The sequence below is a fragment of the Streptomyces sp. NPDC052496 genome (assembly GCF_040679095.1).
Classification (GTDB): Bacteria; Actinomycetota; Actinomycetes; order Streptomycetales; family Streptomycetaceae; genus Streptomyces.
Window position 1 is genome coordinate 63433 of sequence record NZ_JBFAUH010000021.1, and the last position, 21889, is coordinate 85321.

The window sequence follows — 21889 nt, forward strand, 5'->3', positions numbered from 1 at the left end:
ACGCGACTGGTAGCCGAACAGTACGTAATTGGCTGCAAACCCGGACAACACGCACTTGCCATCTTCCAGCAAAGCCAGGTAGGCGTAGTAAGGACACATTCGAAACGGCCGGCTTTGGAGGCGCCGCACACCGCAGCTTCGCGTAGAGGCATCGGCAGCCATATGCCGAGAACGATGGAGGACAACATGTCACCCCGGCTCGACGAATTGCGCACCGAAGACACCACGGAGACCGCGTCGTCGACTCCCTTGCCAGAGACCACCCTCGCAGAGGCCGCTCTCACCGAGGCCGTCCTGTCCGAGGCCGCCCTGCCCGACCCGTCCCGAACGACTCATTCCCCGCAGATCACATCTGAATCGTCCGCACCGGACGCGGCGGGAATCCCCGAGCTCGACGGGCTGCCCGAGATCCCCCCGTACGCCGAGGTGGGGCCGGTGGACGCGCGGGCCCTGTCCAAGACCCTCTTCGAGCGACTGGAGTCGCTGGAGGAAGGCACCCACGAATTCGCGTACGTCCGCAACACCCTGGTCGAACTCAACCTCGCGCTGGTGAAGTTCGCGGCCTCCCGGTTCCGCTCCCGCAGCGAGCCCATGGAGGACATCGTCCAGGTCGGCACCATCGGCCTGATCAAGGCGATCGACCGCTTCGAACTCAGCCGCGGCGTCGAGTTCCCGACGTTCGCCATGCCGACCATCGTCGGCGAGATCAAGCGTTTCTTCCGTGACACCAGCTGGTCCGTACGGGTGCCCAGGCGCCTGCAGGAACTCCGCCTGGACCTGGCCAAGGCCGGCGACGAACTGGCGCAGAAGCTGGACCGTTCCCCGACGGTGAGCGAGCTCGCCGAACGCCTCGGCATCACCAACGACGAGGTCGTCGAGGGCATGGCCGCGAGCAACGCCTACACGGCCAGCTCGCTGGACGCCCAGCCGGAGGAGGACGACAGCGAGGGCGCGCTGGCCGACCGCATCGGCTACGAGGACCACGGTCTCGAAGGCATCGAGTACGTCGAGTCGCTCAAGCCGCTGATCGCCGAGCTGCCCCCGCGCGACCGCAAGATCCTCTCGCTGCGCTTCGTCGCCAACATGACGCAGTCGGAGATCGGCGAGGAGCTGAACATCTCCCAGATGCACGTGTCGCGCCTGCTGTCGCGCACGCTCGTCAAGCTCCGCAAGGGGCTGATGGTCGAGGAGTGAGACCGGCGAACACTCCGCGGTCGCGGCCGGCCTGACACCCCGGCACCCGCCCGCGCGGAAGAGGGCCTGCCCCGGACACTCGGGACGGGCCCTCCTTTGCCGCCGGGGCCCCGTGTCCGTACGGGGCCGCCGGGTGTCACGGGGCGCGCAGGTGGTGCACGTACGCCGGCGGCAGATTGCGCCACACCGTGCTGCGCCCCTGCCCGTACCGCCTCCCGTACTCGGCCAGCACCCCGGCCACGGCGCGGTGCCGGGCCGCTTCGGAGCGGCCGGCCACCAGCGAGCGGGCGGCGGCGGTGCCGAGGTAGGCGAAGTAGGTCAGGTGGCCGCCCGGCCGGAGCACGGACAGGTAGCGGTCCAGGATCGTACGGACCTGTGCCGGCTCGAAGTTGGTGAACGGCAGGCCGGAGACGACCGCGTCGTAGCGGCGGTCCAGAGGGACCTCGGTGATCGAGCCCGGGAGGATCCGTATCCGGCCGGCTGCCGCGGCCAGGGTGGCGTCCGTGCGCAGCGCCCCGTTCAGCACCGCCACGAAGCGGGTGTTGATCTCGACCACGTCCAGGTGATCGGCGTCCCGCAGCAGCCCGGCGAGCGTCCGGGTGACCGGGCCGGTGCCCGCGCCCGCTTCCAGTACGGCCACCGGCCGTCCGGAGTGCCGTACCTCCCGGGCGAGCGGCGCGGCCAGCTGTGCGGCCAGCCACGGGCTGCTGGGCGCCACGGCGCCTGTGGTGTGCGGGGTGCGGGCCGCCTCGCGCAGGAAGCGCGCGGGGCCGGTGGGGGCTGCGGGGGCCACGGGAGCGGGGGGCTCTGTCGTGGGAGCTGGTGTCTCGGGAGCTGGTGTCGCCTTCATGACGGTGACGCTAGAAAGCGGCGGGGCGCGGTCCATCGGCCGTTGTGCGAGGGGCACCCCGTACGAAAGTAGGGGGTGAACACCGCCGTGAGACGAATGTGCGTGCGCTGCTGCCGCCCTATGCTCATCGCGTGCCGAAGGTGACGAAACGGGCCGGAGCGAAGCCGGGGATCACGCCCCCTGGCTCCTTCGGCCTGGCGCGGACGGAGCGCGGCTGGCCCTGGTGGGCCGAGGCGCTGCTGCTGGCCGCCGTCGCGCAGGAGGCCGGGCAGGAGGCGTACATCAGCGCGGGCGGGACCGTGCTGAGCCCGGAGGTCGCCCTGGCCGTCGCCGGGGCCCTGTCGGTGGCGCTGCGCTACCGCCGTCCGGAGGCCGCACTGGTCTGCACGGTCGCCCTGGCCGCCGGGCTGGGCATGGTGCTGCCGCTGCTGGTCGTGCTCTTCCACCTGGTCGCTCACGGGCGTCTGGTGGTCCCTTTCGCGGCCGCGGCCGTGGCCCTGGCGGGGAACGCGCTCGTGCAGCCGCCGCAGAGCCTGTGGGTGAGCCGTTCGTACGGTCCGCTGTTCCCGTTGGGCATCGTGCTCGCGCTGGGGCTCTGGACCAGCGGCCGGCGGCGCCTGGAAGCCGCGCTCGCCGGGCGCGTCGAGCAGCTGCGGGTGGAGCACGAACTCCGCGCCGAGCAGGCCCGGCTCACCGAACGCGCCCGCATCGCCGCCGAGATGCACGACGTCCTCGCCCACCGGCTGACCGTTCTCGCCCTGCACGCCGGCGCGCTCCAGCGGCGTGCCGACCGGCTGCCCGCGCCGGTCGCGGACCGGCTCGCGCTGTTGCGCACCGCCTCCACCGAGGCGCTCGGTGACCTGCGGGACGTACTGGGCGCGCTGCGCGACACCGAAGAGCGGCCCGGGCAGCCGGGGCCGGGAGAGCGGTCCGGCCGTCCGGAGCAGGCCGCGGCGGGCGCCTCCCGGGTGCCGGGGCTGCGGGAGCTGCCCGCCCTCCTGGACGAGGCCCGCGCCGCCGGCCAGCGGATCGAGGCCGGCATCGAGGGGGACGGCCGGGGTCTGCCCGCCGGCCGGCGCCTGGCCGTCCACCGGCTCGTCCAGGAGGCGCTGACCAACGCCCGTAAGCACGCGCCGGGAGCGCCGGTGCGGGTGACGGTGCGGTACGGGCCGCACGAGACCGCCGTCGAGGTGCGCAACGCGGCGGCCCCCGCGGGAGCGGAGCCGCCGGTGACCGGCGTGACCAGCGGTTACGGTCTGATCGGCCTGACCGAGCGGATGTCCGCCCTGGGCGGCACCCTGGAGTACGGCCCGGCGCGGGACGGCGGTTGGCGCGTCGCCGCCACCGTACCGACGGCGCCCGGGCCGGATGCGCCGACGACGGGAGCGACATGATCCGCACACTGGTCGCGGACGACGACGGCCTGGTCCGGCTCGCGTTGACGGACATCCTGGGCGACAGTCCCGGCATCACGGTCGTGGCCGAGGCGGCGGACGGCGCCGAAGCCGTCGAACTGGCCCGCGCCCACCGCGTCGACGTGGCGCTGATGGACATCCGTATGCCGCGCCTGGACGGCATCGCCGCCACCGAACGGCTGCGCCGGCTGCCGCATCCGCCGGAGGTCGTGGTGCTGACCACCTTCGACCTCGATCAGTACGTGTACGACGCGCTCACCGCGGGCGCCGCGGGCTTCCTGCTCAAGGACACCGACCCGGCGGAGATCATCCGTGCCGTACGGGTCGTGGCCGAGGGCCAGGCCATGCTGCACCCCACGGCCGCCCGCCGCCTGATCGACCGTTACCACCGCACGGCCACCCACGGCACCCCGGAGGCCCGCGCCCGCGTCGCGCGCCTGACGCCCCGCGAGACCGAGGTCCTGGCCCTGCTCGCCGACGGCGCGTCGAACGCGGAGATCGCGGGGGCGCTCGCCATGCGGGAGAGCACGGTCAAGGCCCACGTCAGCCGCATTCTGGCGGCGCTGGAGGTGGGCAACCGGGTGCAGGCGGCGCTGTGCGCGCGGGAGGCGGGGGTGGCGGGGTGACGGGAACGGAAAGGGGCCGGGCTCCGGGACCGGCGTGGTCCCGGGGCCCGGCCCCGCTCACTCAGTGCGTGTTCACAGCACCGTGGTGATCACGGTGAAGGGCTCGCCGTTCTCCTGCTCGCCCGGCGCCACGTAGTCGGCGCTGACCTTCACCTCGTCGCCCTTCACGAAGTGCGAGCCCTTGGTCGGCTGCAGCTTCAGCTTGAGGACGCGGGTCTGGTAGTCGCAGATGATCTTGTCGGACGCGACGGTGGCGGTCGCCAGCGACGTGGGGTCCTCCTCCTGGTCCACCTTGGACATCTTGCTGACCAGGTTCCACGCGAGACCGGTGTCGCAGGAGTACTTCACGGTGACGCTCAGCGCGCCGGCACGCAGCTGCGCCCGCTCGATCGAGATGACGTTGGCCTTCGCCGCGGCGGTCGGCGCCGTGGCCAGGGCGGCGCCGCCGAGGACGGCGACGGCCGCCGCGGTGCCGGCGACGCGGGCCTTCAGACGGGTCGACTTCATGTGGGTTCCTTCCCCCCCGCGCGGTCCCCCTGGTCGTGCACGGAGGGAGCCGGTGGCTCCCCGACTGTGCGGGCGACTGCGACAGTTGTTCGTTTCGGAGTCCGGACATTACGTGATCTCCGTACGATGCGGTACTGAAATATGCCCAAGTCGCCGGATGCTCAGATACGTACGCCCCGGTGCCAGACCTGGGAGACGAGCGGTACGCCCGGACGGTAGGCCAGGTGGACGTGGGAGGGCGCGTCGAGGAGGGCCAGGTCGGCGCGGGCACCGGGGGTGAGGCGGCCGATGTCGGTACGGCGCAGGGCGGCGGCGCCGCCCGCGGTGGCGGACCAGACGGCCTCGTCGGGGGTCATCTTCATGTCCCGTACGGCCAGCGCGATGCAGAAGGGCATCGAGCTGGTGAAGGACGAGCCGGGGTTGCAGTCGGTGGACAGCGCGACGGTGGCGCCCGCGTCGAGCAGGGGGCGCGCGTCCGGCCACTGCGCGCGGGTGGAGAACTCGGCGCCGGGCAGCAGCGTGGCGACGGTCGCGCTGTTGGCGAGGGCGTCGATGTCGGCGGCGTCCAGGTGGGTGCAGTGGTCGGCGGAGGCGGCGTCGAGTTCGACGGCGAGCTGGACACCGGGGCCGTGGTGGAGCTGGTTGGCGTGCACGCGCGGGAGCAGGCCCTTGGCCTTGCCCGCGGTCAGGATCGTACGGGCCTGGTCACCGTCGAAGGCGCCCTGTTCGCAGAAGACGTCGATCCAGCGGGCGTGCGGGGCGCAGGCGTCCAGCATCGGGCCGGTGACGAGGTCGACGTAACCGGCCGGGTCGTCGGCGTAGTCGGGGGAGACGATGTGCGCGCCGAGGAAGGTGACCTCGTCGGTGTGGGCGGCGGCGATGCGCAGGGCGCGGGCCTCGTCCTCGACGGTCAGGCCGTAGCCGGACTTGGTCTCCAGGGTCGTGGTGCCCTGGCGCAGCGCCTCGGCGAGGTACTTCGCGACGTTGGCGTGCAGTTCCCCGTCGGTGGCGGCGCGGGTGGCGGCGACGGTGGTGCGGATGCCGCCGGCGGAGTAGGCGCGGCCGGACATCCGGGCGTTGAACTCGGCCGTTCGGTCGCCGCCGAAGACCAGGTGGGAGTGGGAGTCGACGAAGCCCGGGAGCGCGGCGCGGCCGCCGGCGTCGACGTGACTGTCAGTGGCGGGTGCTTTGCTTGTCGTACCGACCCAGGCGACGCGGTCGCCGTCGAAGACGACGGCCGCGTCCTGGATCAGACCGAGGGGGCCTTCGCCGAGGGAGGGGTCGTTGGTGACGAGAGAGGCGATGTGGGTGATGGCGGTGGTGCGGCTGTTCGCGGCGCGCTCCGCGGCCGTGGTGCCGGTGTTCATCGTGGGGGTGCTCTCCTTCGGCCGCGGCCTCAGCCGCGTACGGCCGCGATGGCCTCGGCCAGTGCGGTGGGGACGTCGGGCACGAGCGTGTGGACTCCGTCGCGGACGATCTGACGGCCGCCGACGACCGTGTGGCGTACATCAGCCCCGGAGGCGGCGAATACGGCCGTCTCGGCGCCCAGCCGGGGCAGCGGGCCCGCGGTGCGTACGGAGTCCAGCGCGAGCGTGGTGAGGTCGGCGAGCGCGCCGCGCTCGATGGTGCCCGCCTCGTCCCAGCCCAGCGCGGCGTGGCCGTCGGCGGTCGCGGCGCGCAGCAGGGCGTTGGCGGTCCAGTGGCCGCGGGTGCGGGTGCGCAGCCGTTCGTCCAGCTCCATCGCGCGGGCCTCTTCGAAGAGGTCGATGACGGCGTGGCTGTCGCTGCCGAGCGACAGGGGGCTGCCGGCGGCCTGGAGCTGGACCGCGGGGCCGATGCCGTCGGCGAGGTCGCGTTCGGTGGTGGGGCACATGCACACGCCGGTGGTGGCGGCGCCCAGCAGCCGGACGTCCTCGCCGGTGAGGTGGGTGGCGTGCACGGCGGTGGTGCGGCGGCCCAGGACGCCGTGGGTGGCGAGCAGTTCGGTGGGGGTGCAGCCGTGCGCCTCGCGGCAGGCGTCGTTCTCGGCGGTCTGTTCGGAGAGGTGGACGTGCAGCGGCGCCTCCCGGCGGCCGGCCCACTCCGCGACGGTGCTCAGCTGGTCGGCGGGTACGGCGCGTACGGAGTGCACGGCGGCGCCGATGCGGGCGTGCGGGCGGCCGTCCTTCAGGGCGGCGGCGCGTTCGGCCCAGGCGTCGGCCGTGCCGTCGGAGAAGCGCAGCTGGTGGTGGTTGGGCGCGGCACCGAAGCCGGCGGAGAGGTAGGCGGTGTCGAGCAGGGTGATGCGGATGCCCGCCTCGTCGGCGGCGGCGATCAGCGCCTCGCCCATCGCGTTGGGGTCGGCGTAGCGGGTGCCGCCCGGGCCGTGGTGGAGGTAGTGGAATTCGCCGACGCAGGTGATGCCGGTCAGCGCCATCTCCGCGTAGACGGCCCGCGCGAGGGCGTAGTAGGAGTCGGGGGTGAGCTGGGAGGCGACCTGGTACATCACTTCGCGCCAGGTCCAGAAGGTGCCGGAGCCGACCTGGACGGTGCCGCGCAGGGCGCGGTGGAAGGCGTGCGAGTGGGCGTTGGCGAGGCCGGGGAGCGTCAGGCCGCGCAGCGGGACGGCGCCGGGCGGCGGCGCGGGGACCTCGGTCCGTACGGCGCTGATGCGGCCGTCGGCCGGGTCCACGTCCAGGGCCACGCCCGGCTCGACGTGGGTGCCGAGCCAGGCGTGTTCCAGCCAGTACGTCTTCGGGGCGGCCGGCCCCGGCCCGTCGTCTGCGGGGTGCGGGGTCGGCTCGGCTTCCTGTGGCGTCAGCGGCACGCCAGGCCCTCCAGTACGTCGGCGAGTGCGGTCACCCCGGCGAGGCAGTCGTCCTCGGCCGCGCGTTCGGCGGGTGAGTGGGAGACGCCGGTGGGGTTGCGTACGAACAGCATGGCGGTGGGGACGGAGGCGGACAGAATACCCGCGTCGTGTCCGGCGCCGGTGCCCAGCACGGGCACCTCGCGAGCGCCACCCGGGCGGTGGTCCGCCGTCCGGGTGAGGATCTTGGCCAGCTCGTCCCGCAGCGCGTGCCCGAACTCGATGACGGGGGTGAACGATTCCCGGGTGACGCGGACGTCGACGCCGTCGCGCGCGCCGCGCTCGGCGGCCGCCCGCTCCACGGTGGCGATGACGGTGTCCAGCGTCTCCTGGTCGGCGGCGCGGGAGTCCAGCCAGCCGCGGACCAGCGACGGGATGGCGTTGACGCCGTTCGGCTCGACGCTGACCTTGCCGAAGGTGGCCAGCGCGCCGGCCAGTTCGGCGCTCTCGCGGGCGGCGAGCACGGTCGCCGCGTAGGTGAGCATCGGGTCGCGGCGGTCGGCCAGGCGGGTGGTGCCGGCGTGGTTGGCCTCGCCGTGGAAGTCGAACCGCCAGCGGCCGTGCGGCCAGATGGCGGAGGCGATGCCCACGGGGTCGCCGGTCAGGTCGAGGGCACGGCCCTGTTCGACGTGGAGTTCGACGAACGCGCCGATGCGGGACAGCCGGTCGGGGTCCGGGCCGATGGCGTCCGGGTCGTGGCCGGCCCGCTCCATGGCCTGCGGCAGCGTCACGCCGTCACCGTCCCGCAGCTGGTGGGCCGCCTCGACGGTGAGCTGTCCGGCGCTCAGCCGGGAGCCGACGCAGGCCAGGCCGAAGCGGGCGCCTTCCTCGTCGCCGAAGTTGACGATCGCCAGCGGCTTGGCGGGGGCGGCGCCCCGGCGGCGGAGTTCGTCGAGCGCGGCGAAGGCGGAGACGACGCCGAGCGGGCCGTCGAAGGCGCCGCCGTCCGGGACGGAGTCCAGGTGGGAGCCGGTGACGACGGCTTCGCCGGGGGCCACGTCCGCGGCGGACGCGGCACCGAGCCAGGCCCACTGGTTGCCGTTGCGGTCCTGCTCGTAGGCGAGTCCGCGGGTGCGGGCCTGGGCTTCGAACCAGGCCCGGCAGTCGGCGTCCGCGCCGGTCCAGGCGAAGCGGCGGTAGCCGCCGGTGCCGGTGTGGCGGCCGATGGGCGCGAGGTCCCGCCACATCTCGTGGAAGGACGGCACACCGGGACCGGCCGCGCCCGCACCGGCCGCGCCCGCACCGGCCACATCCGCACCGGCCACGCCCGCGCCCGCCGTACCCGGCCCGGCCGCACCCGCCGGACCGCTCACCGGCCCGCTTGCCAGGCCGCCCGCGCCCGAACCGCTCGCGGAACCGCCCGTGCCCGCCGCGCCCGTGCCCGGCCCGCTCACCGGCCCGCCCGTGCCCGGCCCGCCCGTGCCCGGCCCGGCAGCGTCCGCCGCCGGGCCGTCGTACGACGGGGTCACTCGCCCTCCCGCATCGGGATGCGTACGCCGCGCTCGGCGGCCACCTCGTCGGCGCGCTCGTATCCGGCGTCGACGTGGCGGATGACGCCCATGCCCGGGTCGTTGGTCAGCACCCGGCGGATCTTCTCGCCCGCCAGCGGGGTGCCGTCGGCGACCGTGACCTGCCCGGCGTGGATCGAGCGGCCCATGCCGACGCCGCCGCCGTGGTGCAGGGAGACCCAGGAGGCGCCGGAGGCGACGTTGACCATGGCGTTGAGCAGCGGCCAGTCGGCGATGGCGTCGGACCCGTCGAGCATCGCCTCGGTCTCCCGGTACGGGGAGGCCACCGAGCCGCAGTCCAGGTGGTCGCGGCCGATGGCCAGCGGCGCCCGGAGGGTGCCGTCGGCGACCATGTCGTTGAAGCGCTCGCCCGCCTTGTCGCGCTCGCCGTAGCCGAGCCAGCAGATCCGGGCGGGCAGGCCCTGGAAGTGCACCCGCTCGCCGGCCAGCTTGATCCACCGGGCGAGGGACTCGTTCTCCGGGAAGAGGTCCAGGATCGCCCGGTCGGTGGCGGCGATGTCCTTGGGGTCGCCGGACAGCGCGGCCCAGCGGAACGGGCCCTTGCCCTCGGCGAACAGCGGCCGGATGTAGGCGGGCACGAAGCCGGGGAAGGCGAAGGCGCGCTTGTACCCGGCGAGTTCGGCCTCGCCGCGGATGGAGTTGCCGTAGTCGAAGACCTCGGCGCCGGCGTCCATGAAGCCGACCATGGCCTCCACGTGCCGGGCCATCGACTCGCGGGCCCGGCGGGTGAAGTCGGCGGGCTGCTCGGCCGCGTAGGTGGCCATGTCCGCGAAGTCCACGCCGGTCGGGAGGTAGGCGAGGGGGTCGTGGGCGGAGGTCTGGTCGGTGACGATGTCGATGGGCGCGCCGTCGGCGAGCAGCTGCGGCAGCAGGTCCGCGGCGTTGCCGAGCAGGCCGATGGAGAGCGGTTTGCGCTGGTCACGGGCTTCGACGGCGAGCTGGAGGGCGTGCTGGAGGCTGTCCGCCTTCACGTCCAGGTAGCGGTGTTCGATGCGCCGCTCGATGGCGCGCGGGTCGCAGTCGATGCAGATCGCGACGCCGTCGTTCATCGTGACGGCGAGCGGCTGGGCGCCGCCCATGCCGCCGAGTCCGGCGGTGAGGGTGATGGTCCCGGCGAGCGTGCCGTTGAACTTCTTCGCGGCGACGGCGGCGAACGTCTCGTACGTGCCCTGGAGGATGCCCTGGGTGCCGATGTAGATCCACGAACCGGCGGTCATCTGCCCGTACATGGTCAGGCCGAGGGCCTCCAGGCGCCGGAACTCCTCCCAGTTGGCCCAGTCGCCCACCAGGTTGGAGTTGGCGATCAGCACCCGCGGCGCCCACTCGTGCGTCTGCATGACGCCGACCGGCCGGCCGGACTGGACGAGCATCGTCTCGTCCTGCTTGAGCGTGGTCAGCGTGCGCACCATCGCGTCGAAGGAGCGCCAGTCGCGGGCGGCCTTGCCGGTGCCGCCGTAGACGACGAGCTGGTCCGGGTGCTCGGCGACCTCCGGGTCGAGATTGTTCTGCAGCATGCGCAGCGCGGCTTCCTGCTGCCATCCCCGGGCGCTCAGTTCCGTACCGCGCGGTGCCCGCACGGGTCGCGGTCCTGACATGGGCCGTGCCTCCCTGACGTCGATGCGAGTGGATCGAGCGATGCGCGCGAAGGACACGCACGGCATCTGGATCGAGCTATTCACATCTTGGGGCGTTGAATAGGGCTAGTCAACAGGTCGGGGCGGGCCGCACGCCGCCCCGAGCCTGCGGCCGCGCCCTCAGCGCACCGTCTGGTCGCCGTCCGGCACGTCCGTCACCGTGACCTTCGCGCGCGGCTGCCCCAGGCCGTCCGCCACCGCCGCCGCCAGGCCCCCGGGATCGGGTTCCGTCGGGTACGGCACGGCTTCCCCGTCCCCGTAACTCTCGATCGCCCTGGTGAAATAGCCGGGCAGCCAGGCGCCGACCGCGCCCCTGACCTCCACCGCGGTCACGTCCCGGCCGCCCACCCGGTCCCGCAGGGCGCCGAGGATGCGGTCGGAGCGGTACTCCCCCGGCACCTGGAACAGGCTGGCGTGCGCACCGGCCAGGCCGCCGTCCGCGAGGCGGACCGTCACGGTCAGACAGCTGGTCACGCTCGGATAGAGCAGCGTGCCACCGGGAGCCGCCTCCCGGACCTGGCCCTCGGTGATCCGGACGGCGGGAGCGGCGGCCGGAGCGCCTGCTGCCGTGCCCCCGTCGAGGTGGGGCCGCGCCACGGCCGCCCCCGTACCGGCATGCAGCGCCAGCACCGCGAGCGGTACGGCGAGAAGCCGCACCCCCCGCGGTCCGCGCCCCCGGCCTGTCCCTGCCGTTCTCTTCAGCAACACTGTGCCCGGCTTCCTCTTCGCGTGTACGTGGCCGCACCACCTTTACAGCACGAACCCCCGCGGGAACGGGTCGGTCGGGTCGAGGACGTACCGGGCCGTACCGGTGATCCACGCCCGCCCGGTGACCGTCGGCACCACCGCCGTCCGCCCGCCGACCCGCTCCGTGCCCACCAGGTGCCCCGTGAAGCGGGTGCCGATCAGGGACTCGTTGACGAACGGTCGGTGCAGCGGGAGTGCGCCGCGTGCGTGGAGCTGCGCCATGCGGGCGCTGGTGCCGGTGCCGCAGGGCGAGCGGTCGAGCCAGCCGGGGTGGATGACCATGGCGTTACGGGAGTCCGAGCCGTCCGGGCCCGGCGTCCCGGGGGCCGTGAACTGGACGTGGCGGCAGCCGGAGATGGCCGGGTCGGCGGGGTGGACGGGCCGGTCACGTTCGCCGAGCGCGGCCAGCACGGCCAGGCCCGCCGCGATGATGTCGTCCAGGTGGGCGGCGGCGAACGGGATGCCGAGCGCGGCGAGCGGGGTGATCGCGTAGAAGTTGCCGCCGTACGCCAGGTCGTAGCGGACCTCGCCGAAGCCGGGGACCTTGACCACGGCGTCGAGTTCGTGCGCGTACGAGGGGACGTTGTGCAGGGTGACGTGCTCGGCGCGGCCGTCGCGCACCGCGACGCGGGCCGCCACCAGTCCGGCCGGGGTGTCCAGCCGTACGGTCGTGACGGGTTCGGTGACCTCCACCAGGCCCGTCTCGACCAGCACCGTCGCGACACCGATCGTGCCGTGCCCGCACATCGGCAGGCACCCGGAGACCTCGATGTAGACAACGCCCCAGTCGGCGTCGGGGCGGGTGGGCGGTTGCAGGATCGCCCCGCTCATCGCGGCGTGCCCGCGCGGTTCGTTGACCAGCAACTGGCGGAGGTGGTCGAGGTGTTCGACGAAGTACCGGCGGCGGTCGGCCATGGTCGCGCCGGGGAGGGTGCCGACGCCGTCCGTGATGACGCGCGTCGGCATGCCTTCGGTGTGCGAGTCCACGGCGGTGAAGGTGTGCACGGCGCGGGCGGCGAACGGGGCCGCGCCGCCACTCGCGCCCGCCGCCGCCCCGCCGCGGTCCTCCGCCATACCGTCGGGGGTCATCGCCCGGACGCTTTCGCCCAGATCTCCAGCGCCTGGACGGCCCCGCGCATGTCCGCGTCCAGCTGCCGCCGCTGCTCGGGCAGCAGCGGTCCGCGCGGCGGCCGGCAGGGCCCGCCGTACCGGCCCACCAGGTCCATCCCGCGCTTGATCGCCTGGACGAACTCGGTGCGCGAGTCCCACCGGAACGCGGCGACCAGCGGTTCGTACAGCTCCCGCGCCTCGGCCACCCGGCCCGCCCGCGCCAGCTCGTAGAGGCGTACGGACTCGGCGGGGAAGACGTTGGGGAAGCCGGCGAACCAGCCGGTGGCGCCCATCAGCAGCGCCTCCAGCACCAGGTCGTCGGCGCCCGCCACCACGTCCAGGCCGGGCGCCTGCTCCTTGATGTGCAGCACCCGCCGGATGTCGCCCGAGAACTCCTTGACGGCCACCACCCCGTCGATCGCGGCGACCTCGCGCAGCGTCTCCGGGGTCAGGTCGACCTTGGTGTCGAGCGGGTTGTTGTAGACCATCACCGGCAGGCCGGCCGCCGCGACCTCCTCGAAGTGCTGCACGATCTCTGCGGTGTTGGCCCGGTAGAGGGTGGGCGGCAGGCAGAGCACGCCGTCCGCGCCGTCCTCGGCCGCCAGCTCCGCCCAGTGCCGCGCCTGGTGCGAGCCGACCCCGTGCACCCCCACGACGACCAGCGCGTCCCGCCCCACCGCCGTGACGGCCGTCCGGGCCACCGCGCGCCGTTCGTCGTCGGTGAGCGAGGAGTACTCGCCGAGCGACCCGTTCGGCCCGACCCCGTGGCAGCCGCTGTCGACGAGCCAGCGGCAGTGCTCGGCGTACCGGTCGAGGTCGGGCCGGAGCCCGGCGGGGGCGGTGCGGTCCTCGGCGTAGGGGAGGGTCGTGGCGACGATGACGCCGGTCAGGGGCGCTCGGGAGGCGGCGGTGCCGGACGTACGGGACGTGGGGGACGGGTGGGACGTACGGGACTGCGGCGTCGCGTGATCCGTCATGACGGGTCCTCTCGGTACGGTTCGGCGGGGTCGGGAGCGCTGCGGTCTCGGGGCCCGGGGCCGGGTGCGGCCAGGTCCGCGAGGCGGACCGGCTGGGCGATCGGGCGCCGGTCGGCCGTCTGCGGGTCGGGCAGGGTGCTCGGGCCGCACAGCGCGGCCGCGTTACGGGCGCAGATCCGGCCCTGGCAGGGGCCCAGGCCGACGCGGGTGGCGAGCTTGAACGTGCACATGCCGTCCGCCGGCGGCCCGTGCGGGTCCTGCGCGGCGTCCGCGCCAGGCTCCCCCGCCGCCGTACGGAGCACCCGGTACGGGACCTCCTCGCAACGGCAGACGAGCGTGTCCTCGCCGAGCCAGGTGTGCCACCCGTCGCGTACGGGGTGGGCCGCGGCGAGCAGCCGGGCGAAGCGGCGGCCCGCGAGGACCCGCCGCCGGGCGGCCGCGGCGCGCCCCGCCACGCCGGCCGGCACCGCGGCCTCGGCCGGCCCTGCCCAGCGGGCCGCCGCCAGTCCCGCCAGCTCGCCCTCCGCCGCGGCGAGTGCCGCGCCGCCGATGCCGGTGGGCTCGCCCGCCGCGTACACGCCGGGGACGGAGGTCTGCTGCCGGGCGTCCACCGCGACCCAGGTGCGGTCGCGCAGGGCGCAGCCGGCGGCGAGGGCGAGTTCCAGTTGCGGGGTGAAGCCGTAGCCGACGCAGACCGCGTCCACGTCCTCGACGCGGTGTGCGGTGCCGGGCACGACGCGCCAGTCGGGGGCGAGGCGGGCCACCGTCACGGCCTCGACGCGGTCCCGTCCGTGCGCGGCCACGACCGCGCGGCGGGTCCGGTAGGGGACGCGGTGCCGCGCCAGCCCGGCGGCGTACCCGAGGAGTTCGGGCAGCTTGGCGTGTCCGTCGCGGACCGCGGCCACGGGCGCGCGCAGCCAGCCGGCGGGCGACCCCGCCTCGTACACCCCGAGGACCCGCGCGCCCACGGTGAGCAGCGACGACGCGACCGGCAGCAGGAACGGTCCGGTGCCGGAGACCACCACGCGGCGGCCGATCGCCGTCCGCTGCCCCTTGGCGAGGGCCTGGGCCGCGCCCGCCGTGACGACGCCCGGCAGGTCCCAGCCGGGGAACGGCAGGGCCCGGTCGTACGCGCCGGTGCACAGGACGAGCGCGGCGGTGCGCAGGGTGCGGGCCGTACGGGCGGGGGCGTCGGCGGGGCCTTGGAGGACGTGCACGGTCCAGCCCGCGTCCGTACCGGCCTGAGCGCCCGGGGACGGGCCACCACCCGGTTCCAGCGCCCAGACCGTGCACCCCGCCAGCCACTCGACGCGCGGATGCTCCTGTACGGCCCGCACCGCCGCACCCCGCGCCGGGCCGTCCGCCGCCTGCCGGTGGAACTGCCCGCCGGGCCGCTCCCCGTCGTCCACCAGCACCACCCGCGCCCCGGCCCCGGCCGCCGCGAGCGCCGCCGCCATGCCCGCGGGCCCGGCGCCCACGACGACCACCGGGACCGTCACGTCACGCGCCGGGGCCGGGGCGGCGGGCGCCGCCGGAAGGCACGGCAGCCGCGCCCCCTCCTGCGTCTCGATGCGGTCGCCCTCCCGGACCGCACGCCGGCACGCCCGTACGTCCGGTACGCCGTTCACGACCACCAGGCAGTCGTGGCAGACGCCGATCCCGCAGAAGACTCCGCGCGGCCGGCCGCCGCGCGTGGTCCGCCAGGCGGCGCGCCCCGCGTCCAGCAGTACCGAGGCGGCCGTCTGCCCGGGCCGCGCCCACCGTTCGGCGCCGTCCACCGTCACGCGGAACACCGCGCCTCCTCCGCCAGTCCCGGCCGCGCCACCCGGTACGGCCGCGGGTCGACGAGCGGCCGTTCGCCCGCGTACAGCTGGGCGAGGAGTTCGCCGGTGGCCGGTGCCAGTCCGATGCCCGCGCCTTCGTGGCCGGTCGCGTGCCACAGGCCCGGCAGGCGCGGGTCGGGGCCGATGACCGGGAGGTGGTCGGGGGTGTACGGGCGGAAGCCGCCGTACGCGCGGATCACCGGGACGTGGCCCAGCACCGGGAACAACGCCACCGCCTTGCGGGCGAGTTCGCGCAGGACAGCGGCGCGGAAACGTTCCTGGAAACCGGCCCGCTCCCGGCTGGAGCCGATGAGCACCGTGCCGCCCCGCGTCGCTTCGACGACCGCCGAGGTCCGCAGGTCCGCGGCACCGCTGCCGACGGCCCCCACATAGTCCGCGTCGTACACCTTGTGCCGGACCGTGCCCGGCGGCAGCGGCGCGGTGACCAGCACCAGGCCCCGGCGCGGTGCGACCGGCAGCGGCGCGCCGGCCTCCCGCGCGAACCGGCCCGCCCACGGCCCGCAGGCGTTGACGACCGCACCGCACGGCAGCGTCCCGGCCGAGGTGCGCAGCGCCGTCACCCGCCCGTCCGCGCCGCGCTCGACGCCCAGCGCCCGCACGCCGGCGCACAGCGTGCCGCCGCGGCGCCGCACGGCCGCGAGCAGCGCGCCGGCCGCCGCGACCGGCTGGACCTGGGCGTCCTGCGGGTAGTGGACGGCGCCCCGGACGTCCGGGGCGAGGTGCGGCTCGTAGGCGTGCATGCCGTCCGGTCCGACCTCATGGGCGGTGACCCCGGCGGCCCGCTGGGCGGCGGCGAAACCGGCCAGGGCCCGCGCGCCCGCCTCTCCGAGGGCGACGACCAGGCCGCCCTTCGTCTCGTACTCGCACCGCTCGGTGAGCCCGCCGCGCTTGCCTTCCGCCGCGTCCAGCTCCGCGAGCAGCCGGGGCCAGCGGGCCGAGGAGGCCAGCGCCAGCTCCAGTTCGGGTCCTGGCGGCTTGTCGGAGACCAGGAGGTTGCCCTCGCCGTGCGCCGTCGTGCCGGAGGCGAGCGGCGCGCGGTCCAGGACGGTGACCCGTAGGCCGCGCCGGGTGAGGGCCTCGGCGCAGGCCGCGCCGACGATGCCGCTGCCGACCACGATCACGTCGGGGTACGGGGGCCGGGGCAGCCGCGCGGGCCATGGCCGCGCCGCCGGTCTCGCCTGGACGTGCCGGTATCGCATGCGGCGCACCACCGTTCCGGGAAAGGGGCCCCTCGTGAGAGCGCCGTGACGTTATTGCCGCGTGCCGGGGAGGTCAACACCGCCTGCGGGCGCGGCGATCGATGGCGGCCACGGCGGGCAGATGGTGGAGTGGTGGCATGAGCCCCGCGACGCCGCCGCCCTCGCCTCCCCCCGACTCCCCCTCCGCGTCCTCCTCGGGTGACACCGCCGCCCTGCGGGACCGTGCCGTCGCGGCTGCCGTCGCCCAGGGGCTGGTCAGCGCCGCCGAGCCCGTGGCTGGTCTGCTGGACATCACCGGAATCCGCCGTTCCGCAGCCGGACTCCGCGCCGCCTTCGACGCGTTCGCGACCCCCGGCACGCCGGTTCTGCACGCCTTCGCCGTCAAGGCCGCCTCCCTCGTCCCCGTACTGCGGCTGCTCGCCCAGGAGGGACTGGGGTGCGAGGTGGCCAGCCCCGGCGAGCTGGCGCTGGCCCGCGCGGCCGGGGTGCCGCCGGCCCGTACGGTGCTGGACTCGCCCGCCAAGACCCACGCCGAGCTGCGCGAGGCGCTCGCCCTCGGCGTCGCCGTCAACGCCGACAGCTTCGCCGAACTGGACCGCCTGGACGCGCTGACCGCCGCCGCGCCCACCTCCTCGCCGCTGGGCCTGCGCGTCAACCCGCAGCTCGGCGGCGGCAGCATCGACGCGATGAGCACCGCGACCGGCACGTCGAAGTTCGGGGTGGCGCTGCGTGACGGGGACGCCCGCGAGCGGGTCGTACGGGCCTTTCTGGACCGCCCGTGGCTGATCCGCCTGCACGCCCACGTCGGGTCGCAGGGGATGCCGCTGGAGCTGATGGCGGAGGGCGTGCGCGTGCTGTACGAGCTGGCCGAGGAGATCAACGGGCGGGCCGCGCGCACCCAGGTCACCACCCTGGACATCGGCGGCGGCCTGCCGGTGAACTTCGCGTCGGACACGGTGACGCCGACGTACCGGGAGTACGCCCGGCTGCTGCACCGCACCGTGCCGGGGCTCTTCGCCGGCCGCTACGGGCTGGTCACCGAGTTCGGCCGCTCGCTGCTGGCCAAGCACGGCCTGGTCCTGGCCCGCGTCGAGTACGCCAAGTCCGCCGGCGGCCGGCGTATCGCGGTCACCCACGCGGGCGCGCAGATCGCCACCCGTACGGTCTTCGCGCCGGACTCCTGGCCGGTTCGGGTGGCCGCGTACGACGCGCAGGGGCGCCCCAAGGCCGGCGGGCCGGTCGCACAGGACGTCGCCGGTCCCTGCTGCTTCGCGGGCGACCTGGTCGCGCGGGACCGGCCGCTGCCGCCCCTGGAGCCGGGCGACCACGTCGCCCTCCTGGACACCGGCGCGTACTACTTCTCCACCCCCTTCGCGTACAACTCGCTCCCCCGGCCCGGGGTGCACGGCTACGCGCCGGGCCCGGACGGCACCCTGCGCTGGGCGACCGTGCGCGCCGCACAGCGCGTGGACGAACTGGTCGCCGAGAGCGGCGGCGCGTACGGGGACGCGCTCACCCAGCTCTAAGGATCTTCCCGGGCGGGCATGTCCGGCTCATGCGGACCCCCTCCACGGACCCGGACAGCACGGACCCGGACAGCACGGGCCAGGACAGCACCGCCCCGGACACCACGGACCCGGCCGACGGCCCGGACGCCCCGCTGCGCCGCGCCATCGGCCCGAAACTGCTGGTCCTGCTGGTGGTCGGGGACATCCTCGGCACCGGTGTGTACGCCGTCACCGGCAAGGTCGCGGGCAAGGTCGGCGGCGCCCTGTGGCTGCCCTTCGTGATCGGCTTCGCCATCGCCGCGCTGACCGCCGCCTCGTACGTGGAACTGGTCGGCAAGTACCCGAAGGCGGCGGGCGCCGCGCTCTACACCCAGAAGGCGTTCCGGGTGCCGTTCCTGACGTTCCTCGTCGCCTTCATGGTGATGTGCTCGGGCCTGTCCTCGGCGAGCGCCGCGGCCCGCGCGTTCAGCGGCGACTACCTGCGGACGTTCGCCGATCTGCCGCCGACCCTGGTGGCGGTGGTGTTCGTGCTGGCGCTGGCCGCGCTGAACCTGCGGGGCGTGGCGGAGTCGGTGAAGGCCAACGTGGTGCTGACCCTGGTCGAACTCTCCGGCCTGCTGATCATCGTCGGGCTGGGGGTGTACGCGGTGTGGACGGGCGGCGGGGAGCCGGCGCGGCTGGCCGAACTGGACACCGGCGGCACCGGATTCGCGGTGCTGACCGGCGTGCTGGGCGCCACCGGGCTGGCCTTCTTCGCCTTCGTGGGGTTCGAGGACTCGGTGAACATGGCCGAGGAGACCGAGCGCCCCGGCCGCAGCTTTCCCCGCGCGATCTTTCTCGGGGTGGGCATCACCGGCACGGTCTACATCCTGGTCGCCCTGGTCTCGTCGCTGCTCGTCGGCCACCGGCGGCTCCAGGGGTCGTCGGCGCCGCTGCTGGAGGTGGTGCGGGCCGGCGGTGTGACGTTTCCGCCGGCCCTGTTCGCGCTGATGGCCCTGTGCGCGGTCACCAACTCCGCGCTGATCAACATGATGATGGCCTCCCGGCTCTGCTACGGGATGGCCAACGAACGCATCCTGCCGCGCGCCCTGGCCCGCGTCCTGCCGGTCCGGCGCACGCCCGTCGTCGGCATCGCGCTGACCACGGCGCTGGCGCTGGGCCTGGTCCTCACCGGCGGGATCGAAGGGCTCGGCGACACGACGGCGTTCCTGCTGCTGTGCGTCTTCGCGGTGGTCAACGTGGCGGTGCTGGTACTGCGCCGCGACCGGGTGCCGCACCGCCACTTCCGTACGCCGGCCGTCTTCCCGGTGCTCGGCGCCGCCGGGGCCCTCGTGCTGGCGAGCCCGCTCGCCGACCGGGCGGTGGAGGTGTACGTACGGGCCGCCGTGCTGGTGGTGATCGGCGTCGCCCTGTGGGGCGTGAACCGGCTCGTCATGCGCGTCCGGGGCGAGTGAGCTCAGCCTTGGCCCGGTCCGCCTTCGGGCGGTGTGCCTTCGGGTGCTGCCCTTTGGGGTGGTGCCCCTTCGCGGGGCTGGGGTGGTGCCCCTTCACGGGGCGCGCCTTCGCCCCTCCCGGGCGGGCGTCCTTGGCCGCCGGGCCGGTCGTCAGGTAGCCGCGTACGTCCCGGCCGGCGGGCCCGCCGCGTACGGCCGCCTCCGTACGGACCCACAGCAGCGCCTCGTGGTCCCGTTCCCAGCGGCCCAGCCACAGCGCCTTGGCCCACAGCCCGAGCCCCGCACCGGCCAGCAGCATCCCGCCGGCCGCGGGCAGCGCGAACGAGGAGCCGGCCGCGGCCAGGAAGGCGAGCAGCAGCCACCAGCGGTGGGCGCGCCGCCAGACCCGCAGCGTCACGGCGCGGTCCTGGAGGATCGCGGACTTCCCGGCCCGGGACGCCGCCTCCGCCAGGCGCGCGTAGCGCTTGCGGCGCACCGCGAAGACCCCGTACGCCGCGACGATGAACAGGGCGGCCCCGGCGAACACCCCGATCCGCCGCCCGGTCAGCCCCGGCACCAGCACACCCGCCCCCGCGGCCAGCACACCCGGCCACCACAGCCACCCGGCCGGCGCCCGTACCAGCACCGCCACCCGCGCCAGCGCAACAGCCCCGCGACCCACGACAACCTCCTCGCTCCACGATCCGGCTCCGACGGATCCACGTCACGGCGGCGGATGGTAGCCAGCCCGTCTGAGAATTCCGTGAAACCGCCCGGCGCCCGGAGCGGTGGCCGCTCACTCCACGAACAGCCCCCGCTCCGCCGCCTTCACGTCGAACTCCTCCAGCCGCGCCTGCGCGTCCGGCAGCGCGTCGCACATCGCCTCCAGCAGGACCCGGCCGAGCAGCATCGGCGCGCAGGCCGTGTCGAAGGCGAGCCCGGTGCCGACCGCGGCGGGCAGCAGCAGGTCCGTGTGGCGGGCGACCGGCGCGAAGGCGCTGTCCGCGACGGTGACGACGGTCAGGCCGGCGGCGCGCGCGTACTCCAGGGCGTCCACGACCTCGCGCGGGTGGCGCGGCAGCGCGAAGCACAGCAGGGCGCTCGCGCCGGCCCGTACGGCCGCGTCGATGCGGTCGGTGAGCATCGTGCCGCCCTCGTCGAGCAGCCGGACGTCCGGGTGCACCTTGCGGGCGAAGTACGCGAACCCGGCGGCCTGCGCGGTCGCGGCGCGCAGCCCGAGGACCGGCAGCGGCCGGGAGGCCGCGAAGAGCCGGCCGGCCCGGACCACCGGGCCCGGGTCGGCCAGGGCCGCCGCGAGGTGCCGCAAGTTGTCGATCTCGGCTTGCACGGCCTGCTGGTACTCGTTGTACGTCTCGCTGCCGCGCACCGTCGTGGCGGGCGCGACGTCCCGCAGGTGCTTGCGCAGCGCCGGGTAGCCGTCGAAGCCGAGCGCCACCGCGAAGCGGGTCACGGACGGCTGGCTGACCCCCGCCAGTTCGGCCAGCTCGACGCTGGAGAGGAACGGCGCGTCGGCGGCCCGGCGCACCATGCAGTGCGCGATGCGCCGCTGGGTCGGGGTGAGGCGGTGGCCCTCGAAGAGCTTCTGGAGGCGCGCCGCCGTACCGCCGCTGTCCGCGCCGCCGTCCCCGCTCCCGTCCATCGCTGCCTCCCGGCCGTATGCGCGGCCGTGCTCCCGGCCTTCGTCCCGTTCCTGGTCGCATCGTTCTCGGTCGTACGACGGCATGATGCGCGGCTCCCTTCCCCGGCAGCCTGTATTCACTCACTGCTGACTCTGCATGACGATATACAGCCGGGCAAGAGACCGGCCGGCGGCGGCCGTACGGGGCAGCCGCCGCCCGCAGGGGCGGCCGGTGTCCATGACATTTGTACTGGTCAGGCGGGGACGCTTGACGCTGCCGGGGCGGCCGGCGGTTCACCAGGATGGAGGCATCGACGACATCGCCGGACAGCGGCACCGAGACGGAAGCAGGGGACGGGCATGACGGGCGCGACGGACACGACGGGAACGACGGAGCAGGGCGACAGCGTGCGGGCGGGGGAGCTCGCGCAGGTCGAGCCGCTGCCGGTGTGGTTCTTCGCGTTCGAGGGCGTGCTGGGCGCCGCCTACGACCTGTGTCACGCGTGGTCCGGCGCCTGGACGGTGATCCTGGCCTTCGCGGCGGTCAACATCACCGTCGGACTGACCGTGCTGCGCCGCCGGCTGAAGCTGGTGAAGGCGCTGATGAAGAACTCCCGCACCCGGTTCGTCGCCCTCGGTCTGGTCGCCTTCCGGATGGGCGCGCACCTGCTGCTGGGCGCGGCCGGCGCGCAGGTCACCTCCGCGGCCGGGCACCTGCTCCTCGCGGCCGTCATGGGCGGCGCGACGGTCGCCCTGCTCTGGTTCGACCAGCGCGTCACCTTCCGCGCCCTGGGGCTGACGCCCGCCCCCCGGACCGCCGTCCCCGCCTGAC

18 protein-coding genes and 1 pseudogene are annotated in these 21889 nt (G+C 74.8%); 6 read left to right on the forward strand and 13 right to left on the reverse strand.

Annotated elements, in window-relative coordinates; genetic code table 11:
• The first annotated feature begins 186 nt into the window (after window positions 1-186).
• The gene (locus tag AB0L45_RS26245) at window positions 187-1194 is read left to right on the forward strand and encodes an RNA polymerase sigma factor SigF (protein WP_365843995.1); all 1008 of its coding nucleotides are present in this window, start codon (window positions 187-189) and stop codon (window positions 1192-1194) included.
• 136 nt (window positions 1195-1330) lie between these two features.
• On the opposite strand, the gene AB0L45_RS26250 is transcribed toward AB0L45_RS26245, so the two are convergent.
• The gene (locus AB0L45_RS26250; RefSeq protein WP_365843997.1) at window positions 1331-1987 is read right to left on the reverse strand and encodes a methyltransferase domain-containing protein; all 657 of its coding nucleotides are present in this window, start codon (window positions 1985-1987) and stop codon (window positions 1331-1333) included.
• A 188-nt stretch (window positions 1988-2175) separates the two neighbouring features.
• On the opposite strand from AB0L45_RS26250, the gene AB0L45_RS26255 reads away from it, so the two are divergent.
• Both AB0L45_RS26255 and AB0L45_RS26260 read left to right on the forward strand, forming a co-directional pair.
• Window positions 2176-3438: a histidine kinase gene (locus AB0L45_RS26255; RefSeq protein ID WP_365843999.1), complete on the forward strand. Its 1263-nt coding sequence runs from the start codon at window positions 2176-2178 to the stop codon at window positions 3436-3438.
• Window positions 3435-4085 (forward strand): response regulator transcription factor, encoded by a 651-nt coding sequence (locus AB0L45_RS26260; protein ID WP_365844001.1) that lies wholly within the window; start codon window positions 3435-3437, stop codon window positions 4083-4085. The genes AB0L45_RS26255 and AB0L45_RS26260 overlap by 4 nt, the downstream gene beginning before the upstream one ends.
• 72 nt (window positions 4086-4157) lie before the next feature.
• Here AB0L45_RS26260 and AB0L45_RS26265 read toward each other — a convergent pair whose 3' ends face one another.
• The 10 genes from AB0L45_RS26265 to AB0L45_RS26310 all read right to left on the reverse strand — a co-directional run bounded on the left by AB0L45_RS26265 (window position 4158) and on the right by AB0L45_RS26310 (window position 16477).
• The gene (locus tag AB0L45_RS26265) at window positions 4158-4592 is read right to left on the reverse strand and encodes a hypothetical protein (protein ID WP_365844003.1); all 435 of its coding nucleotides are present in this window, start codon (window positions 4590-4592) and stop codon (window positions 4158-4160) included.
• Window positions 4593-4753: 161 nt separating this feature from the next.
• A complete protein-coding gene (gene hutI / locus AB0L45_RS26270; RefSeq protein WP_365844005.1) occupies window positions 4754-5959 on the reverse strand; it encodes an imidazolonepropionase in 1206 nt (401 codons plus the stop codon).
• Window positions 5960-5988: 29 nt separating this feature from the next.
• On the reverse strand, window positions 5989-7314 hold the full coding sequence (locus AB0L45_RS26275) for a formimidoylglutamate deiminase (RefSeq protein WP_365844193.1): 1326 nt from the start codon (window positions 7312-7314) through the stop codon (window positions 5989-5991).
• A 74-nt stretch (window positions 7315-7388) separates the two neighbouring features.
• Complete coding sequence (locus AB0L45_RS26280) at window positions 7389-8624, reverse strand: allantoate amidohydrolase (RefSeq protein WP_365844195.1); 1236 nt, start codon at window positions 8622-8624, stop codon at window positions 7389-7391.
• A gap of 278 nt (window positions 8625-8902) precedes the next feature.
• Window positions 8903-10561: a urocanate hydratase gene (gene hutU / locus AB0L45_RS26285; RefSeq protein ID WP_365844007.1), complete on the reverse strand. Its 1659-nt coding sequence runs from the start codon at window positions 10559-10561 to the stop codon at window positions 8903-8905.
• A 159-nt stretch (window positions 10562-10720) separates the two neighbouring features.
• The gene (locus tag AB0L45_RS26290) at window positions 10721-11257 is read right to left on the reverse strand and encodes a hypothetical protein (protein ID WP_365844009.1); all 537 of its coding nucleotides are present in this window, start codon (window positions 11255-11257) and stop codon (window positions 10721-10723) included.
• Window positions 11258-11350: 93 nt separating this feature from the next.
• A complete protein-coding gene (locus AB0L45_RS26295) occupies window positions 11351-12436 on the reverse strand; it encodes a proline racemase family protein (protein ID WP_365844011.1) in 1086 nt (361 codons plus the stop codon).
• Window positions 12433-13434 carry a dihydrodipicolinate synthase family protein gene (locus AB0L45_RS26300; RefSeq protein ID WP_365844013.1) on the reverse strand — a complete coding sequence of 334 codons (1002 nt, stop codon included), beginning with the start codon at window positions 13432-13434 and terminating at the stop codon, window positions 12433-12435. Before AB0L45_RS26300 ends, AB0L45_RS26295 begins: the two co-directional genes overlap by 4 nt.
• Window positions 13431-15227 carry an FAD-dependent oxidoreductase gene (locus AB0L45_RS26305; protein ID WP_365844015.1) on the reverse strand — a complete coding sequence of 599 codons (1797 nt, stop codon included), beginning with the start codon at window positions 15225-15227 and terminating at the stop codon, window positions 13431-13433. Before AB0L45_RS26305 ends, AB0L45_RS26300 begins: the two co-directional genes overlap by 4 nt.
• Complete coding sequence (locus AB0L45_RS26310; RefSeq protein ID WP_365844017.1) at window positions 15215-16477, reverse strand: FAD-dependent oxidoreductase; 1263 nt, start codon at window positions 16475-16477, stop codon at window positions 15215-15217. The genes AB0L45_RS26305 and AB0L45_RS26310 overlap by 13 nt, the downstream gene beginning before the upstream one ends.
• Window positions 16478-16614: 137 nt before the next feature.
• Between AB0L45_RS26310 and AB0L45_RS26315 the strand changes: the two genes are divergently transcribed.
• Both AB0L45_RS26315 and AB0L45_RS26320 read left to right on the forward strand, forming a co-directional pair.
• Window positions 16615-18003 carry a diaminopimelate decarboxylase gene (locus AB0L45_RS26315; RefSeq protein ID WP_365844018.1) on the forward strand — a complete coding sequence of 463 codons (1389 nt, stop codon included), beginning with the start codon at window positions 16615-16617 and terminating at the stop codon, window positions 18001-18003.
• A 29-nt stretch (window positions 18004-18032) separates the two neighbouring features.
• On the forward strand, window positions 18033-19439 hold the full coding sequence (locus AB0L45_RS26320) for an APC family permease (protein WP_365844020.1): 1407 nt from the start codon (window positions 18033-18035) through the stop codon (window positions 19437-19439).
• Window positions 19440-19542: 103 nt separating this feature from the next.
• Here AB0L45_RS26320 and AB0L45_RS26325 read toward each other — a convergent pair.
• Window positions 19543-20100 (reverse strand): annotated as a pseudogene (locus AB0L45_RS26325) (hypothetical protein); the annotation flags it as partial.
• A 114-nt stretch (window positions 20101-20214) separates the two neighbouring features.
• Window positions 20215-21078, reverse strand: a complete 864-nt coding sequence (locus AB0L45_RS26330; RefSeq protein WP_365844196.1) for a MurR/RpiR family transcriptional regulator — start codon at window positions 21076-21078, stop codon at window positions 20215-20217.
• Window positions 21079-21417: 339 nt separating this feature from the next.
• Here AB0L45_RS26330 and AB0L45_RS26335 point away from each other — a divergent pair, with 339 nt between their 5' ends.
• Complete coding sequence (locus tag AB0L45_RS26335) at window positions 21418-21888, forward strand: hypothetical protein (RefSeq protein WP_365844022.1); 471 nt, start codon at window positions 21418-21420, stop codon at window positions 21886-21888.
• Window position 21889 lies beyond the last annotated feature (1 nt).

Excerpts from the sequence above, each read along its gene's own strand:
- AB0L45_RS26245 (WP_365843995.1), top strand. The coding sequence starts at position 187 with ATGTCACCCCGGCTCGACGAATTGCGCACCGAAGACACCACGGAGACC.
- AB0L45_RS26260 (WP_365844001.1), top strand. The coding sequence starts at position 3,435 with ATGATCCGCACACTGGTCGCGGACGACGACGGCCTGGTCCGGCTCGCG.
- AB0L45_RS26265 (WP_365844003.1), bottom strand. The coding sequence starts at position 4,592 with ATGAAGTCGACCCGTCTGAAGGCCCGCGTCGCCGGCACCGCGGCGGCC.
- hutI (WP_365844005.1), bottom strand. The coding sequence starts at position 5,959 with ATGAACACCGGCACCACGGCCGCGGAGCGCGCCGCGAACAGCCGCACC.
- AB0L45_RS26280 (WP_365844195.1), bottom strand. The coding sequence starts at position 8,624 with ATGTGGCGGGACCTCGCGCCCATCGGCCGCCACACCGGCACCGGCGGC.
- hutU (WP_365844007.1), bottom strand. The coding sequence starts at position 10,561 with ATGTCAGGACCGCGACCCGTGCGGGCACCGCGCGGTACGGAACTGAGC.
- AB0L45_RS26295 (WP_365844011.1), bottom strand. The coding sequence starts at position 12,436 with ATGACCCCCGACGGTATGGCGGAGGACCGCGGCGGGGCGGCGGCGGGC.
- AB0L45_RS26300 (WP_365844013.1), bottom strand. The coding sequence starts at position 13,434 with ATGACGGATCACGCGACGCCGCAGTCCCGTACGTCCCACCCGTCCCCC.
- AB0L45_RS26310 (WP_365844017.1), bottom strand. The coding sequence starts at position 16,477 with ATGCGATACCGGCACGTCCAGGCGAGACCGGCGGCGCGGCCATGGCCC.
- AB0L45_RS26315 (WP_365844018.1), top strand. The coding sequence starts at position 16,615 with ATGAGCCCCGCGACGCCGCCGCCCTCGCCTCCCCCCGACTCCCCCTCC.
- AB0L45_RS26320 (WP_365844020.1), top strand. The coding sequence starts at position 18,033 with ATGCGGACCCCCTCCACGGACCCGGACAGCACGGACCCGGACAGCACG.
- AB0L45_RS26330 (WP_365844196.1), bottom strand. The coding sequence starts at position 21,078 with ATGGACGGGAGCGGGGACGGCGGCGCGGACAGCGGCGGTACGGCGGCG.
- AB0L45_RS26335 (WP_365844022.1), top strand. The coding sequence starts at position 21,418 with ATGACGGGCGCGACGGACACGACGGGAACGACGGAGCAGGGCGACAGC.